This is a genomic window from Pseudomonas sp. NLJ1, assembly GCF_049486705.1.
Classification (GTDB): Bacteria; Pseudomonadota; Gammaproteobacteria; order Pseudomonadales; family Pseudomonadaceae; genus Aquipseudomonas; species Aquipseudomonas inefficax.
In genome coordinates, this window is record NZ_CP137735.1 from 974,146 (window position 1) to 991,368 (window position 17,223).

6 protein-coding genes are annotated in these 17,223 nt (G+C 66.3%); 3 read left to right on the top strand and 3 right to left on the bottom strand.

The genetic code is table 11. The features are described from left to right. Positions 1 to 23: 23 nt before the first annotated feature. Complete coding sequence (locus R9B85_RS04365) at positions 24 to 12,977, bottom strand: non-ribosomal peptide synthetase (RefSeq protein WP_423770866.1); 12,954 nt, start codon at positions 12,975 to 12,977, stop codon at positions 24 to 26. A 621-nt stretch (positions 12,978 to 13,598) separates the two neighbouring features. Here R9B85_RS04365 and R9B85_RS04370 point away from each other — a divergent pair. Then, positions 13,599 to 14,129: an RNA polymerase factor sigma-70 gene (locus tag R9B85_RS04370; protein WP_112253014.1), complete on the top strand. Its 531-nt coding sequence runs from the start codon at positions 13,599 to 13,601 to the stop codon at positions 14,127 to 14,129. Between the two features lie 134 nt (positions 14,130 to 14,263). Here the strand turns inward: R9B85_RS04370 and R9B85_RS04375 are convergent, their stop codons facing one another. After that, positions 14,264 to 15,277 (bottom strand): GNAT family N-acetyltransferase, encoded by a 1,014-nt coding sequence (locus R9B85_RS04375; protein WP_423770867.1) that lies wholly within the window; start codon positions 15,275 to 15,277, stop codon positions 14,264 to 14,266. Between the two features lie 63 nt (positions 15,278 to 15,340). Continuing rightward, positions 15,341 to 16,141, bottom strand: coding sequence for a substrate-binding periplasmic protein (locus R9B85_RS04380; RefSeq protein WP_215521112.1), 801 nt, complete (start codon positions 16,139 to 16,141; stop codon positions 15,341 to 15,343). Between the two features lie 172 nt (positions 16,142 to 16,313). On the opposite strand from R9B85_RS04380, the gene R9B85_RS04385 reads away from it, so the two are divergent. Both R9B85_RS04385 and R9B85_RS04390 read left to right on the top strand, forming a co-directional pair. Continuing rightward, positions 16,314 to 16,865 (top strand): exonuclease domain-containing protein, encoded by a 552-nt coding sequence (locus tag R9B85_RS04385; protein WP_112253017.1) that lies wholly within the window; start codon positions 16,314 to 16,316, stop codon positions 16,863 to 16,865. A gap of 73 nt (positions 16,866 to 16,938) precedes the next feature. Continuing rightward, on the top strand, positions 16,939 to 17,223 hold the full coding sequence (locus tag R9B85_RS04390) for a pyrimidine/purine nucleoside phosphorylase (protein WP_003259920.1): 285 nt from the start codon (positions 16,939 to 16,941) through the stop codon (positions 17,221 to 17,223).

Below are 17,223 nucleotides of genomic sequence, written 5' to 3' on the forward strand. Positions count from 1 at the left end.
GGTGCAGGCCTCACCTGTTCAGGTCACAAGCCCTCCAGCTCAGCCATCAGGTCACTGAGCCGGTCGACCTTGTCGTCATCCAGCACATTGCCCTGCAGCCCCTGCACATACGCCGCCAGCTCCTCCACCGTGCTGCACTCGAACATCGCCCGCAGCGGCACGTTCAACTGCAACTGCTTCTGCACCCGCGAGGCGATCTGCGTGGCCAGCAGCGAATGCCCGCCCAGCTCGAAGAAGTTGTCGTGCACCCCTACCCGCTCGGCCTTGAGCACATCGGCCCAGATTCCGGCCAGTACCTCTTCCAGCTCGTTGCGCGGCGCCTGGTAGACCTGGCTGTGCTGGCCACCGATGTCGATGGCCGGCAGGGCCTTGCGGTCGAGCTTGCCGTTGGCGTTGTGCGGCAGGCTGTCGAACCAGCCCCAGTGCAGTGGGACCATGTACTCCGGCAACTCGGCACGCAGGCGCTGCTTGAGCTGTTCCAGCAACGCAGCGTCGGCTGCAACGCCCTGATGCGCCACCAGGTAACCCACCAGGTGCTTGCCATTGACGCCCTCCTGCACGCCAACGGCAGCGTCGCGGACTTCCGGCTGTTCGTGCAAGCGGGCTTCGATCTCGCCCAGTTCGATACGGTAGCCGCGGATCTTCACCTGATGGTCGATGCGCCCGACATACTCCAGCACCCCGTCCGGGCGCTGCCGCGCCAGGTCGCCGGTGCGGTACAGGCGTTCACCCGGGGCACCATGAGGATGGGGAATGAACGCCAGTGCCGTACGCACCGGGTCGCCGACATAGCCACGGCCCACGCCGGTGCCGGCCACGCACAGCTCACCTGTCGCACCCAGTGGCACCAGCGCCTGGTCCTCGCCGAACAGGTACAGGCGGTTGTTGTCGGTCGGCGTGCCGATCGGCAGGTAGCTGCCACGGGTCGAGGCGGCATCGACGCGGAAGAACGCCACGTCATCGGAGCACTCCGCCGGGCCGTAGGCGTTGACCAGGCCGATCTGCGGGTAGCGCTGCAGCCACTGCGCCGCCAGCTCCGGTGGCATGGCTTCGCCGGTCGGCAGCATCCAGCGCAGGCCATCGAGGGCCTGGTGGTCGTTGGCCAGCATGCCCTGGATCAGCGACGGCACGCTTTCCAGCACGCTGATGCCGGTGGCCTGCACATGCGCCAACAGGGCCTGCGGGTCATGGGCAATGGCGTTCGGCACGATCTCCACCCTGGCGCCGAACAGTGGCGCGGCAAGGAACTGCCACACCGAAATGTCGAAGCTCTGCGAGGCCGTCTGGGCGATGACGTCCTGCTCGCCAAGCGCCAGGTACGGCACCTTGCTCAGCTGGTTGTTGAGCATGCCGCGCTGTTCGACCATCACCCCCTTCGGCAGGCCGGTGGAGCCTGAGGTGTAGATCACATAGGCGAGGTTGTCCGGCCCGCTGTGAATGCCGGGGTTGTGGCTGGCCACCGGGCTGGCCTGGATATCTTCCCAGACCAGCAACTGCGGCCGCGTCGTCAGCTCCAGCTCATCCAGCAACAGCCGCCCTTGTTCGGCACAGGCCCCGCTGCACACCAGCACGGGTGTACGACTGAGCTGGATGATGCTTTGCAGGCGCGCCGCCGGCAGGCCCGGGTCCAGTGGCAGGTAGCCGGCGCCGGCCTTGAAGCTGCCGACGATCATGCCCAGCAGCGGTAGCCCACGCTCGGCCAGCAGTGCCACCGGCTGGTCCACGTTCACACCCGCCGCGATCAAGGCATGGCCCAGGCGGTTGGCCGCCAGGTTCAACCCGGCGTAGTCGTAGGACGCGTCCAGGCAGCGGGCCACGGTACGTTGCGGATGTGCGGCCACCTGCGCCTCGAACTGCGCAATGTAGCTCTGCTCCAGCGGATAGGCACGTGCGGTACGGTTGCAGTCCTCCAACAGGAAGCGCTGCTCTTCGTCACCCAGCAACGGCAGTGCGCTCATCTCCCCTTCAAAGCCTTGCATCAGCGCCAGCAGCAGGCGCTTGAACTCGGCCAGCAGACGCTCGACGGTCGGGTAGTCGAAGTAGCGCTGGTCGAACGACAGGTGCAGGCCAAGGTCATCGCCCGGGTAGCACACTGCTGTCAGCGGGAAGTTGGTGTGGGTGCGGCCCGAGTCGGAACTGGCATTCAGGTGCTGGGCGTGGTCGAGCACGGCGGTTTCCACCGGCGCGTTCTCGAACACGAACAGGCTGTCGAACAGTGGCTGGCCCTTGGGCAGTTCGCTACATTCCTGGATTGCCACCAGCGGCAGGTATTCGTACTCGCGCAGCTCCATGTTGCGCTCCAAAAGGCCTTGCAACCACTGGCGCACACTGCAGCGCTCACCCGCCACCGGCAATTGCACGCGCAGGGCAACGCTGTTGATGAACAGGCCGACGGTACGCTGCATCTGCGGCATGCTCACCGGGCGCCCGGCCACGGTCACGCCAAAGGCCACGTCGCGGTCGCCACTGTAGCGCGCCAGTACCAGGGCCCAGGCCGCCTGGGCGAAGGTGTTGACGGTGAGCTGGTGGGCCTGGGCCAGCTCGCGCAGGTGCACGCCGTCGCTCACCGCCAGGCGGGTGTAACAGTCGCCGACGATCATGCCGCTACCGGCATGGTCATGGCGCAGCGGGCGGTCGCTGGGGATGGTGGTGGCACGTTCGAAGCCGGCCAGATTGGCCTGCCACCAGGCACGTGCGTCGTCCAGACCCTGGCGTTGCAGCCAACCGATATAGTCGCGATAGCGCGGCGGCACCGGCAATCGGGCCTGCCGGCCTTCGCCCAGGGCCTGGTAGATCTCGAAGAAATCGTTCATCAACAGCGAGCGGCACCAGGCATCGATGAGGATGTGGTGGTTGCTCATCATGAACCAGTAGCGCTCGTCGGCCACACGCACCAGGCGCAGGTGGAACGGCGCCTCGCTGAGCAGGGCGAAACCAGCCTCGCGTTCCTGCTTGTGCAGGGCTTGCAGGCGCTGCTCCTGGGCGTTGTCGTCGAGGCCACGCCAGTCCTGGTAGTCCACCGGTGTGTTGCCCGGCTTGTGGATGATCTGCAGCATCGCCTCGCCGGTGTTCCAGCTGAACGATGCGCGTAGCGCTTCGTGGCGCGCCACTACCGCCTGCCACGCCTGGGCGAAGCGTTCGGGATCGAGCGCGCTGTTGATGCGGTAGCGGTCCTGCATGTAGTAGAGGCCGGTGCCCGGCTCCAGCAGGGTATGCAGCAGCATGCCCTCCTGCATCGGCGTCAGCGGGTAGACGTCCTCGATCTGCGCGGCCGGTACCGGCAGCGCGTCGATCTGCGCCTGGGTCAGGTGCGCCAGCGGGAAGTCCGAGGGCGTGAAACTGCCGTTGCCATCAGCCAGGCAATGCTCGACCAGGGCCAGCAGCTCCTGGCGATAGGCTTCGGCCAGGCTGGCGATGGTTCGCTCGTCGTAGCGCTCGGCACTGAAGGTCCAGCGCAATTGCAGGGCACCGCCATACACCTGGCCATCGACACTCAGCCAGTTGGGCAGCGGTGCATCGAGGTCGTGGGCCAAACCGGCCGGGGCGTCCAGCGGCTGGAACAGCGCCGTGCTGTCGAACTGCTGGTCGAACTGGCCCAGGTAGTTGAAGGTGATGCGTGCCTGCGGCAAAGCCGCCATCTGCTCGCGCCCGGCCGTATCGGCCAGGTAGCGCAGCACGCCGTAACCCAGCCCTTTGTGCGGCACCTGGCGCAGCTGCTCCTTGATGCGCTTGATCGAGCCTGCCCGCGCCGCATCGTCGTCGCCTGGCAACGGACGCAGGCTCAGCGGGTAGGCGTTGGTGAACCAGCCAACGCTGCGGGTCAGGTCCATGTCTTCGAACAGCCCGTCGCGGCCATGGCCTTCAAGCTGTACCAGCACTTCTTCGTCGCCGCTCCAGCGGCACAGGGCACGCGCCAGCGCGGTCAACAACAGGTCGTTGACCTGGGTGTGGTAGGCCGCCGGGGCCTGCTGCAGCAACTGCCGGGTCTGCGCCACATCCAGGCCGATGGCCAAGGTACGGGCGTGGCGGTGCAGGTTGCCGCCCTGCGGGTGATCGCATGGCAGTTCGCGGCGCACACCGCCCAACTGGCCTTGCCACCAGCCCAGTTCGTCGCGCAGCGAATCGCTACCAGCATAGCTGGCCAGGCGTGCGGCCCAGTCGCCCATGGCGTGGGTCTTGGCCGGCAGTGGCTGGCCACGGTACAGCGCCTGCAGGTCTTCCAGAAGCACGCGCCACGACACGCCATCGACCACCAGGTGATGGATCGCCAGTAAAAGGCGCTGGCTGCCCTGTCCGTCATTTACCAGCAAGGCACGCAACAGCGGGCCCTGCTGCAGGTCGAGGCTGCGTTGCAGGTCGGTGTACAGCGCTTGGCAATCGGCGAAGTCGGCGACCGTGGCTGTCCACAGCAATTGGCCGGTGGCAGGCGAAGCATATTCGGCCTGCCAGCGGCCCTGGGCCTGGCTGAAGCGCAGGCGCAGGCTGTCGTGGTGCTGCACCAGGGCGGCCAAGGCTTGCTCCAGCACTCCCTTATCCAGCGGCTTGCGCGCCTCCAGCAGAACAGCCTGGTTCCAGTGCTGCGGCTGTGGCACTTCACTGTCGAAGAACCAGTGCTGAATCGGCGTAAGGCCAGCCTGGCCCTGGCGCTGGCCCTGCTCGATGCTGCTGGCGGCTTCGCTGCGCTGAACGACGGCCGCCAGGGTCTGGATGGTCTGATGCTGGAACAGGTCGCGCGGGGTGAACTGCAAGCCGGCCTCACGGGCACGGCTGACCACCTGGATCGACAGGATCGAGTCGCCGCCCAGTTCGAAGAAGTTGTCCTGCACGCCAACCCGGGCAACGTTTAGCACGTCGCGCCAGATCTGCGCCAGCTGCGCTTCCACCTCGTTGCCAGGCGCCTGGTACTGCTGGCGTGCCTGCTCCAGGTCCGGCAGCGGCAGCGCACGGCGGTCGAGCTTGCCGTTGCCCATCAGTGGCAGGCTGTCGAGCAGCACCAGGTGCGCCGGCACCATGTAGTCCGGCAGGTGCTGGCGGGCATCGGCTTTCACCGCGTCGCGCAGCAGGCTCTGGGCCTCGCTGTCGGCAGCGGCCTGCCTGCACACCAGGTAACCCACCAGTTGCTTGCCGCCCGGCAGGTCGAGGGCCAGCACCACAGCTTCGTCGACATCGGCATGGGCCTGCAGGCGGCTTTCGATTTCGCCCAGTTCAATGCGGAAACCGCGAATCTTCACTTGCTGGTCGGCGCGACCGACGTACTCGACCAGGCCATCGCTGCCCAAGCGCACCAGGTCACCGGTGCGGTACAGGCGCCCGCCTTCGCTGCCGAACGGGTCGGCGACGAAGCGCTCGGCACTGAGGCCGGGGCGGTCGTGGTAACCCTGGGCCAGGCCGGCACCGCCGACATACAGCTCGCCAATACCGCCTTGCGGCAACAGGGCAAGGTCTTCATCGAGAATGTAGGCCGTGCGGCTACCGATGACGCGGCCGATCGGTACACTGCCCAGCTCCGCCGGCAATGTCTGTGGTGCCAGGCAGGCCAGCGGCATGACCACGGTTTCGGTCGGCCCGTAGGCGTTGAAGAACTGCTGCGGCGCGAAGGCCTGGCGGATGCGCTGCAGGTGTTCACCGGTCAGCGCTTCACCACCGGTAATGACCAGGCGCACTGGCAACTGTTCGCCCTGCCCGCCCAGATACTGCGCCAACTGGCTGCCGTAGCTGGGCGTGAAGCCGAGGATGCTCACCTGTTGCTCGCGCACCAGTTGGCAGATGTCTTCGGCGCCCCACTGCCCCTGGGCGCGCAGTACCACCCGGGCACCACACAATAGCGGCACCCACAGGCGCTCGCTGGCGGCATCGAAATTGATCGAATAGAAATGCAGCTCGCAGTCGTCGCTGCGCATGCCGAAGGCGTCGATCACCGCCTGGCAATGCATGGCGAACTCGCCGTGGCTGACTACCACGCCCTTGGGCTTGCCGGTGGAACCGGAGGTGTAGATCAGGTAGGCCTGGTGCTGCGGCAGATTGAGGTTGTCCAGCGGCGCATCGCTGTAGGCTGAAAGACTGGCACTGTCGTCCTCGAGGCTCCAGCGCGCCACGCCTTCGGGTAGCTGCCCCAGGGTTTGCAGCAGCGCGCGCTGGCTGAGCAGCAGACCGATGCGGCTGTCTTCGATCATGTAGCGCAGGCGGTCGAGCGGGTACTCGGGGTCGAGCGGCACGTAGGCGCCACCGGCCTTGAGGATGGCCAGCAGGCCGACGACCATTTCCAGCGAGCGCTCCAGCGCCAGGCCCACCCGCACCTGCGGGCCGACGCCACGCTCGCGCAGGGCACGGGCCAGGCGGTTGGCCTGCTGGTCGAGTTCGGCATAGGTCATGTGCCGGCCGGCGAAGGTCAACGCGCCAGCGTGTGGCGTGCGCGCAGCCTGGGCGGCGAAGAGGCCGTGCACGGTCTGGTCGAGAGCGAAATCCGGCTCGCCCTGCAACTGGCCCGCCAGCATCTTCTGTTCGGCACTGCTCAGCATCGGCAGCTCGCACAGGCGCTGTTGCGGGTTGTCGAGCAGGCCGGCCAGCAGTTGCTGCCAGTGCTCGGCCATGCGTGCGATGCGTGGTTCGTCGAACAGGTCACGGCTGTAGGTCAGGCAGCAACCCAGGCGGCCGTCGAGGTCGGTCACCTCCAGGTACAGGTCGAATTTGGTGGCGCTGGCGTCGTTGACCAGATAATCCACCTGCATGCCGGCAAGCTGGCGGCTTTGCTGGAAGGCCCAGCGCTGCACGTTGCACATCACCTGGAACAGCGGGTTGTAGGCGCTGCTGCGAGGTGGCTGCAGGGCTTCCACCAGCTGGTCGAACGGCAGGTCCTGGTGCGACTGGCCTTCGATGGCAACCTGGCGTACCTGCTCCAGCAGCTGTGCCGCAGTCATCTGGCCGTCCAGCTCGCAGCGCAGCACCTGGGTGTTGAGGAACGCGCCTATCAGCCCTTCACTTTCCGGGCGGATGCGGTTGGCCACCGGCGCGCCAATGCGCAAGTCACGCTGGCCGCTGTAGCGGTGCAGCAAGGCGGCCAGGGTGGCAGTCATGGTCATGAACAGGGTCAGGCCGCGCTGGCTGTTGAAGGCATGCACACGGGCGACCAGCGCCGGGTCGAGCTCGAAGCGGTACAGCTCGCCACGGTGGCTCTGCACTGCCGGGCGCGGGCGGTCGGCAGGCAGCGCCAGCACCGGGTGTTCATCGCCCAGGCGGGCCTGCCAGTAGGCCAGCTGGCGAGCGCCCTCGCCGCTTTCCAGCCATTGCCGTTGCCACACGCTGTAGTCCAGGTACTGCACCGGCAGCGGCGCCAGCGGCGATTCGCGGTCATCGACGAAGGCCTCGTACAGCTCGCCCAGTTCGCGGGCGAAGATGTCCATCGCCCAGCCTTCGGTGACGATATGGTGCAGGGTCAGCACGAAGAAGTGCTCGCGCTCTTGGGCTTTGACCAGGCAGGCACGCAGCAGCGGACCGCGCTCCAGGTCGAACGGCTGGTGCGCCTGGCCATCGGCCAGTTGTTGCAGGCGTTGTTGGCGGGCATCGGCGGGCAAGGCGCTGAAGTCCTGCCAGTCGAGGTGCAGGCTGCTGTCTTCGGCCACGCACTGGTACGGCACGCCATCGATGCTGGGGAAGGTAGTGCGCAAGGTTTCGTGGCGCACCACCAGCGCCTGCAACGCGCGCTCGAAGGCATCCACATGCAGGGTGCCGCGCAGGCGCGCCATGCCGCCGACGTTGTACGCCGGGCTGTCCGGCTCCATTTGCCAGAGGAACCACATGCGCTGCTGCGAGTACGACAGCGGCACCGCCTGGCGGCGGTCGACGCGGGCGATTGCGCCTTGCAGGTTGCGTTCACCGGCAGCGCGGATACCCGCGATCTCGGCACAGAAAGCGCCTAGCTCGCTGGCTTCGAACAGGGCCTTGAGCGGCAGCTCGACATCGCAGGCCTGACGCGTGCGCGAGACAATTTGAGTGGCCAGCAGCGAGTGGCCACCGAGGGCGAAGAAGTCGTCCTGCAGGCCGATGCGCGGCAGGTTCAGCACCTCGCGCCAGATGGCGGCGACCTGCTGTTGCAACTCGGTTTGCGGCTCGATGTGCTCCCGCTGCTGCCACACCGGGGCCGGCAATGCCTTGCGGTCGACCTTGCCGCTGGGGCCCAGTGGCATCTGCGCCAGCGGGATGAGTTGTGCCGGCACCATGTAGGCCGGCAGTTGTTCAGCCAGCGCCGCCAGCAACGCATCAGGCTGGGCGCTGCCACTGTAGTAGCCGACCAGTTGCGCGCCTACGGCATCCTTGTGAATCAGTACCAGCGCCTGTTCGACCCCCGCTTGTGCCAGCAGGCAGGCCTGGACTTCCTCGGGCTCGACACGGAAGCCACGTACCTTGACCTGCTGGTCGAGGCGGCCAAGATATTCCAGCGCCTCGGTCTGCACCTGCCAGCGGGCGCGATCGCCACTGCGGTACAGGCGTTCGCCGTTGCCATCTGCCCGGGGCACGAAGCGTTCGGCGGTGAGGCCCGGGCGGCCCAGGTAGCCACGGGCCAGGCCTGCACCGCCGAGGTACAGCTCGCCCGGCACACCTGGGGCGGTCAGCTCCAGCTCGTCGTCCAGCACGCGGCACAGCACATTGCCCAGCGGGCGGCCGATCGGCGAGCGTTCGCCATCGGTAGCCTGGCAGTGCCAATGGGTGACGTTGATGGCGGTTTCGGTCGGGCCATAGCGGTTGTGCAACTGCACCTGCGGCAGCACTTGCAGCACGCGGTCACGCAGCGCGGCGGGCAGCGCTTCGCCACCGGAGAACAGCCGGCGCAGGCTGCTGCAGGCACCCGCCTGCGGCTCCTGGACGAACACCTGCAACAGCGGCGGCACGAAGTGCAGCGTGGTCACGCCATGGGCCTGCACCAACGTCGCGATGCGCTGCGGGTCGCGGTGCTCACCGGGGCCGGCGAGCACCAGCTTGCAGCCGGTCACCAGTGGCCAGAAGCACTCCCACACCGAAACGTCGAAGCTGATCGGCGCCTTCTGCATCAGCACGTCGCTGTCGTCCAGCGCGTAGCTGGCCTGCATCCATTGCAGGCGCTCGGCCAGTGCCGCGTGGGTATTGCCCACACCCTTGGGTTGGCCGGTGGAACCGGAGGTGTAGATCACATAGGCCAGGTTGTCGCCATGCAGGTGCAAGCCAGGGGCATGGCTTGGCCAGCTGTCCAGGTGCAACTGGTCGAGGGCGATGGCACTGACGCCGTCAACCTGTGGCAGCTTGCCAAGCAGGCTGCTGTGGCTCAGCAACAGGCCCGCATTGCAATCGGCGAGCATGTAGGCCAGGCGCTCGGCCGGGTAATCGACGTCCAGCGGCACATAGGCACCACCGGCCTTGAGAATGGCCAGCAGGCCGACCAGCAGCTGCGGCGAACGCTCGACGGCGATGGCCACGCAGGTGTCGGGGCCGACGCCTTTGTCACGCAGGTAGTGGGCCAGACGGTTGGCTTGCTGATGCAACTCAGCGTAATCCAGGCTGCCACCGTCCCATACCAGGGCGGTGCGCTGCGGGGTCAGGCGTGCCTGGTCATTGAGCTGCTCGACCAGCAGGCGCTGCGGCGTCGCAGCCGGTGCCTCGCCCCAGCTCAGCAGTTGCGCGCGGCCAGCCTCATCGAGCAATTGCACCTCGCCCAGCGCCAGCTGCGGCTCGGTGCACACCTGCTCGAGCAGGGCCAGCAGGTGCTGGGCCAGGCGCTTGACGGAGCCGGCATCGAACAATTCAGCGGCATAGTCGAAGGCCAGGCTCAGGCGGCCCTGGTGGTCTTCTTCACTGTGCAGCTGCAAGTCGAACTTGGCTTCGCGACTGTGCCACGGCAGCTCTTCGGCCAGCAGGCCCGGCAGGCGGCGCAGGGCAGACAGGTCGCGTTGCTGGTGGTTGAACATGACCTGGAACAGGCCTTGCTCGCGAGCCTCGGGCAAGGCTTCGAGCAGCTGCTCGAATGGCAAGTCCTGGTTGGCTTGGGCATCCAGGGTGGCCTGGCGCACCTGGGCCAGCAACTGGTCGAACGGCAGGCGGCCATCGAGTTGCGCACGCAGCACCTGGGTATTGATGAAAAAGCCGACCATGCCTTGGGTTTCCAGGCGCGGCCGGTTGGCGTTGGGCACGCCGACACGGATATCGACCTGGCCGCTGTAGCGGTGCAGCAGCGCCTGCCAGCCGGCCAGCAGCACCATGAACAGGCTGGCCTGCTGCTCGCGGGCCAGGCCATTCAGCGCTTCGGTGAGCCTGGCTGGTACCTTGAGGCTGAAGCGGGCGGCGCGGTGGTCGCGCTGGCTGGCACGCGGGTGGTCGGTGCACAGGTCGAGCACCGGCAGTTCACCCCCCAGGCGCGCCTGCCAGTACTGCAGCTGACGCTCGGCTTCGCCTGCGGCCAGCCACTGTCGCTGCCAGGTGCCGTAGTCGGCATAGCCCAGGGTCAGCGGTGCCAGGTTCGCGTCGAGGCCCTGGCAATGGGCGGCGTACAGTTTGGCGAATTCGTCGAGCAGTATGTTCAGCGACCAGCCGTCGGCGACGATATGGTGCAGGGTCACCCACAGCTGATGATGTTCATCGTCAAGGCGCGCCAGGGTCGCCCGCAGCAACGGCCCGCGGGTCAGGTCGAACGGCTGGCGAGCTTCGGTTTCGCGCTGGGCGGCGACCTGCTCGGCGGCCTGGCCTTCGAGGTCCAGGCGGCGAAGGTCGAACGGCTGCTGCGCCAGGATGCGCTGCAGGGCCTGGCCGTTCTCTTCGGCAAACAGGGTACGCAATGATTCGTGGCGCGCCACCAGCGCCTGGAAGGCCGCTTCCAGGGCGCCTTCGTCCAGCTCACCGCGCAACTGCAGGCCGGCCGGAATGTTGTAGGCCGCCGACTGCGGGTCCAACTGCCATAGCAGCCACAGGCGGTTCTGCGCCAGCGACTGGGGCAGCGCCTGGGTGCGTTCCAGGGTGGCGATGGCACCGCCCCGACCACCGCCTTGGGCGATGATCGCGGCCACTGCCTGGGCGTAGTCCGCCAGTACCGGCGCCTCGAACAGGGTACGCAGGCCCAGGTTGACGCCCAGCTCATCGGCCAGGCGTGCGGTGGCATGGGTGGCGGCGATGGAGTTGCCGCCCAGCAGCAGGAAGTGGTCGTCTGCCGCCACCGCTTCGACCTTGAGGATGTCGCGCCACACACTGGCGATGCGCGCCTGCAGGTCATCACCCGCTACCGTCCTGGCAACGGGCTCGCTCCCCTCAGGGAAACGGGCGTAGCAGTCCAGGCTGCCATCGTCCATGCGCAGACGGCAGGCTGAACGTTGCAGCTTGCCGCTGGAGGTCTTGGGCAGCGCGCCCGGGTTCAGCAGCAGGACCACGGCCGGGGCCTGGCGGCAGGCGTCGGCGACCACCTGGCGCAGGGTCTTGATCAGCTCCTGGGGCTTGATCGCCTTCTGCACGTTGCGGCTGATTTCCACCGCCACGCCAATGCCCTCCTCGCCTTGCTGCTCAACGGCGAACACCGCCACCCGGCCTTTGCGCAGCACATCCACTTCCCGCTCGAGGGTTTTTTCCAGGTCCTGCGGGTACAGGTTCTGCCCACGCACGATCAGCATGTCCTTCAGGCGCCCGGTGACGAACACTTCGCCTTCGCGCATGAAGCCCAGGTCGCCGGTACGCAGCCAGGTCTGGCCGTCCATCTCGACGAAGGTGCGGGCACTGGCTTCAGGGTTGCGCCAGTAACCCAGGGCGATGCTCGGGCCGCCGGCCCAGATCTCGCCCACCTGGTTGTCGCCCAGCACCTGCAGGCGTTGTGGTTCGACAATGCGCACGGCATGCCCGGGCTGCGGGTAGCCACAGCTCATCAGCACACTGCCCTTGCCAGGTTCCGCAAGGTTGGCGGCGAAGGCTTGGGCGTCCAGCTCCAGCGCGGCAATGCCCTGGCCACGGCGGCTGCCGCTGACGAACAGGGTCGCTTCGGCCAGGCCGTAGCTGGCGAAGAAGCTCTGCGGGTCGAAGCCGCAGGCCTGGAACTTGTCGGCAAAGGCCGCCAGGCTGTCCTGGCGGATTGGCTCGGAGCCGGAATAGGCCACCCGCCAGCGGCTGAGGTCGAGCCCGGCCAGGGAGGCCTCGCTGACCCGCTCACTGCACAGCCGGTAGGCGAAGTCGGGGCCGCCGCTGATGGTGCCGCCATACTCGCTGATGGCCTGCAACCAGCGCAGCGGCCGTGCCAGGAAGTAGCCCGGCGCCATCAGCACACAAGGCACGCCGCTGAAGATCGGCTGCAGCAGGCCGCCAATCAGGCCCATGTCGTGGTACAGCGGCAGCCAGCTGACGATCACGTCGTCGGGGTTGAGGTCGATGCCAAAGCCTTGGCGGATCAGTTGCTCGTTGGCCACCAGGTTGCCATGGCTGACCTGCACGCCCTTGGGCAGTGCGGTGGAGCCGGAGGTGTACTGCAGGAAGGCGATGTCATCACCCTTGAGCGCGGGCTCGCGCCATTGCGCGGCCAGCGCCGGGTCCAGGCCATCCACCGCCAGCAGTTCGGGAGCGTTGGCCGCCGTCAGGGCCTCCAGGCCCTGCAGGCTGTCGTGCAGCGCCGCGACAGTCAGCAGCAGGCGCGGCTCGGCGTCATCGATGATCGAAAGCAAGCGCTGTTGGTGGTGCTGGCGCGCGGACTCCGGCGGGTAGGCCGGCACCGCAATCACGCCGGCATACAGGCAGCCGAAGAACGCCGCCACATAATCTGGCCCGCTGGGGAACAACAGCACCGCGCGGTCGCCGAAGCCGGCCCGGGCTTGCAAGGCAGCAGCGATGGTGCGGGCGCGCTGGTCGAGGTCCCGGTAGCTGAGCACCGCCTGCTCGCCGGGCGCGTCGGCCAGAAAGCGCAAGGCGACTTTGTCCGGGGTGTGCGCGGCGCGCTGCGCCAGGGCCTGGACCAGCGAGAGCGGGAGTTCGAAGGCGTCCGTCATGGGGTGTTCCTGCCAGTGTCTGGTTGGGTCGGGCCGGCTGCTGCGCGAACGTGGGCGCAGCGGCATGTGGCGGCCTGAGGTGTACACAGGGAAACGGATGGGAGGGGGGAGAAATTAGCGGGGTTGGGGGTTTTGGGTTGTGTGAAAGTTGGTGGGTTTATGCCTTGAGAGGTGTGGCGCCTGGCAGATCCAGCGCCGCCCGCGCGGCGCTTCGCGGGGCAAGCCCGCTCCCACATTTGTTGCAACGTGCCGAACCTGACAGGTCATGGTTGTCAGCCTTGTTGGGCTGGCTGGATTCCTGAGTTGGCATTGCTGCCGCCCCACTTGTCTCAAGCCTTGCACCAAGGCTGGCAACGCCTCTCCCACAGGCATGGCCACGTTGCAATAAATGTGGGAGCGGGCTTGCCCCGCGAAGCGCCGCGCGGGCGGCGCTCGATCTCCTAGGCGCTGAAAATGCCATGACCTACCCCCAGCCACCCCTGCGCCTTAGAACCGAAATCACATGAAACTAATTACATTTCGCATTTGACAATCATTATCATTCTGAATAGCTTGTCGCCCGTCGTAGGAAGCTTCCCAAATTTGGGTGCGTCCTTTCCTCTCTGTGACAAGGTGATTTCCATGGCGGAACAACTATCCACAAGTAAGTGCGATTCACCATTACTCCAGGCCTTCGTCGACAACCGCAGCATCCTGGTCAAGATCGCTGCCCGCATCACCGGCTGCCGGTCGCGCGCCGAAGATGTGGTGCAGGATGCCTTTTTCCGGCTCAGCGCCGCCCCGCAGATCACCTCGTCATTCAAGGCGCAGCTGAGCTACCTGTTCCAGATCGTGCGCAACCTGGCCATCGACCACTATCGCAAGCAGGCGATGGAGCTGAAGTACTCCGGCAGCGAGGAGGAAGGCATGAACGTGGTCGTGCAAAATGCCTCCCCCGAAGCCACCCACATCAACCTCGCTGCGCTGGATGACATTGCCGAGGCGCTGAACGAACTTCCCCAGCGCACCCGCTATGCCTTCGAGATGTACCGCCTGCATGGCGTGCCGCAGAAAGACATTGCCAAGGAGCTGGGCGTGTCGCCGACGCTGGTCAACTTCATGATCCGAGATGCGCTGGTGCATTGCCGCAAGACGGCCAGTCGCCAGGCCTGATCCTTCAAGGTGGCTGAGGGCGCGTGTGGGAGCGGGTTTACCCGCGAACACCGGCATAGCCGGTGCCATGCATCATGTCGCATTCTTCGCGGGTGAACCCGCTCCCACAAGGCCGCACAGCGGCCCCTTGGCCCTCAAGCCAGTTTGCAACGCTCGAAAAACCGCTCCCGCCCCAGGATCATCAACGCCGCCCGCTTGTGCGGGAAGTCGAACTCCTTGTCGCAGTGGAAGCACTGGTCGTGCATGTAGCCGATCATCTTGCCGTTGTCTGCACGCGGCTCGGCCACCACCCGCTGGGTGCGCGGGTCATCCAGGAACAGGTAGTGCACCAGCGCCGAAAGCCAGCTGGCCACCTTGTGCGGCCCGCGGTGGCTCTCCTCCCCTACCAGCATGTGGATGCCGCGGTCGTAGTCGTCGGCCGGATAGAACGGCGCAATGCGGTCTTCCTTGGCCCAGTACGCCTCGAAGTAGGCAAACGGCTGGTCATCGAAGCAGCCGATCAGCGTCAACGCATGCGGGTCGGCCTCGAGTTTGCCCAGGTATTCGCGGTGCTGCGCAAGGGTGCCAGCCTCTTGCCAGAACGCCGCTACCCGCGGGTTGTTCTGCCAGCGGTTGAAGCGTTCAAGGTCGTGCTCGATCTCCAAGGTACGCAGCGATACCCAACTGCCCAGACGCGTATCGAAGCGCCGGTACACCTCGCCACGAGGCTTGGGCACGCGGCGTGGGTGGCGTTTGCCGTCACTGATCTGCATCTGCTGCGGGTATGCCACATCGGCCCGTTCGCCTAGCCACGGTTGTGGCAGTTGCCAGAACAGCGCCCGCTCGCACAGGTATTGTCCAGGCTGCTCACCAGCCAGCAGCAGGCCACTGGCCAATGCCTGAGGCAACGGCTCGGGCAGGTGCCAGGCCAGGCGCTGGCAGGCGGTGTTGCGGGCCAGTAACCAATAACAGGCGGCCCACAATGCCTGATAGGGGCGCTCGGGGCACAGCCGCTCGAGGTGAACATGCGGGGTAGCGCCCACCTCCAGGCGCAACTCGATCAGTGGGCGGCCTTCGAGGGACAGGCTCAGGCAGCTGTCACCCTCCTCGGCACTGAGGCTGCGCCAGCGTGGCGCGGACTGGGGCTGCGAAGCGGCATCGAACGGCATGGGCTTGACTCACGGCAATGATGAAAAGGCTCACTGCTGAAAACGTTGCCGCACTACGGGAATTTAGTCGTGGGGGGCGGCCACCGTGATGCGGTAGGGCTCGAAGATGCGCGCCAGCTCGCCGCTTTCGCGCAGGGCGCGCAGCAGTGCCGCGAACGACTGCTCGCCGATGGGTGCCCCCGGGCGCAGCAAGGCATAGTGGTGATAGACCTGGTCGATGCGCTGCGAGGGCACCAATTGCTCCCGGGTAGCCGGGTTGCGCGCCAGGAAATCGCTGAGGTAGGAGCGTGTGACCAAGGCGATGTCGGCGCGGCCGGCCTGCACCATCAGCAAGTTGCTGTCGTGGGAATAGGTCAGGGTCGCGTTGAATGTCTTGCGCAGGTAGTCCGGGTCGGAGTTGAAGCCGGCGAACGCATAGTGGTAGCCGTTGAACAGCGCCAGGCGCTTGCCGTGCAGGTCGTCGAAGTAACTCGGGTCACGGCCATTGGCCTGGCGGGCGACGAACACCTCGGCATCTTCCAGGCCCATGTCCACGCTCTGGTGGGCGATCTGCTGCCAGCCCCACGCCGGGTTCTCGAAAATGGCCATGTCGGTGCGGCCTTGCTGAAGGTCACCAAAACGCCGCTGGATGGAGGTGGGCACCACGACAAAGTGGTAGCGCTGCTGCGCGCGGTTGAGCGCGTCGACCAGCTGTGGCAACAGGCCGCTGTCGGCACCCTGCTCGGGGCGTACCGTGTACGGCGGGAAATGCGCCGCACCAATCCTCACCTCGACGGCATCGGCAGCCCATGCCGGCGCCGCCAGCCAGAACACGGCCAGCAGCATCAGTGGAGAGAGGGCCTTGAGGCCGGGCGCTGGAGTCAAGACGGACACTCATCACGGTTCATGCCTGGGTCCGCCTAAGCTAGGCGTTTTCCGTTCCGGGCACAACTGCCGGTTGGTGGCACTTTGCGCCAAAGCTGCGGGCAAATTGCCAGGGGGTGCCGGATGCCCTGAGTTTGGCTACGCTCTAGCAGGATCTGCAAGGGAGCCTGGTATGGGCCATTGGTTGGTGATCGACCTGGAAGCCACCACCGACGATGGTGGGTGGCCGGTCACAGAGATGGAAGTCATTGAAATCGGCGCAAGCCTGGTTACCCGCGAAGGCCGCGAGGTCGACCACTTCCAGCGCTTCGTGAAGCCTCGGCGGCGGCCGCAGTTGACACCGTTCTGTCGTGAGCTGACCCATATCAGCCAGGCCAGCGTGGACAGTGCCGCGTCGTTCCGCGAAGTATGGGCAAGCTTCGAGCATTGGCTCGGGCACCACCGTGGGCAGCTTCAGGCCTGGGTCAGCTGGGGCGACTACGACCGCCAGCAATTGCACCAGGAGTGGCAGCAGCATGGGCTGGACAGCCTGCTGCGGACCCTGCCGCACATCAACCTCAAGCAACGCTTCGCCAAGGCCCGCCACCTGCAGCGCCCTGCTGGGCTCAATGGTGCACTGCAGTTGGCTGGCATGCACTTTTGCGGGCAGCAGCATCGGGCCCTGGAAGATGCGCGCAATACCGCGCGGCTGCTGCCGTTGAGCCTGCCGGCGGACGCTACCTGAAAGCAGATGACGAGGCCCGTGGGCTTGGGCATACTGGCCAGCCCTTTTTCATCTCCCCTTTCAGGAGTCGCCCATGTTCCAGGTCAACGAGTACTTCAACGGCACCGTCAAGTCGATCGCATTCGCGGGCGAAGAAGGCCCGGCCACTGTCGGTGTGATGGCCCCGGGCGAATACGAGTTTGGCACTGCCAAGCGCGAGATCATGCACGTGGTTTCGGGTGCGCTGACCGTGAAGCTGCCAGGTAGCGACAACTGGGAAACTTTCAAGGCAGGCGACAAGTTCAACGTGCCGGCTGACAGCAAGTTCCAGCTGCAGGTGAAGGTGGATACCGCTTACCTGTGCGAGTACCGCGACTAA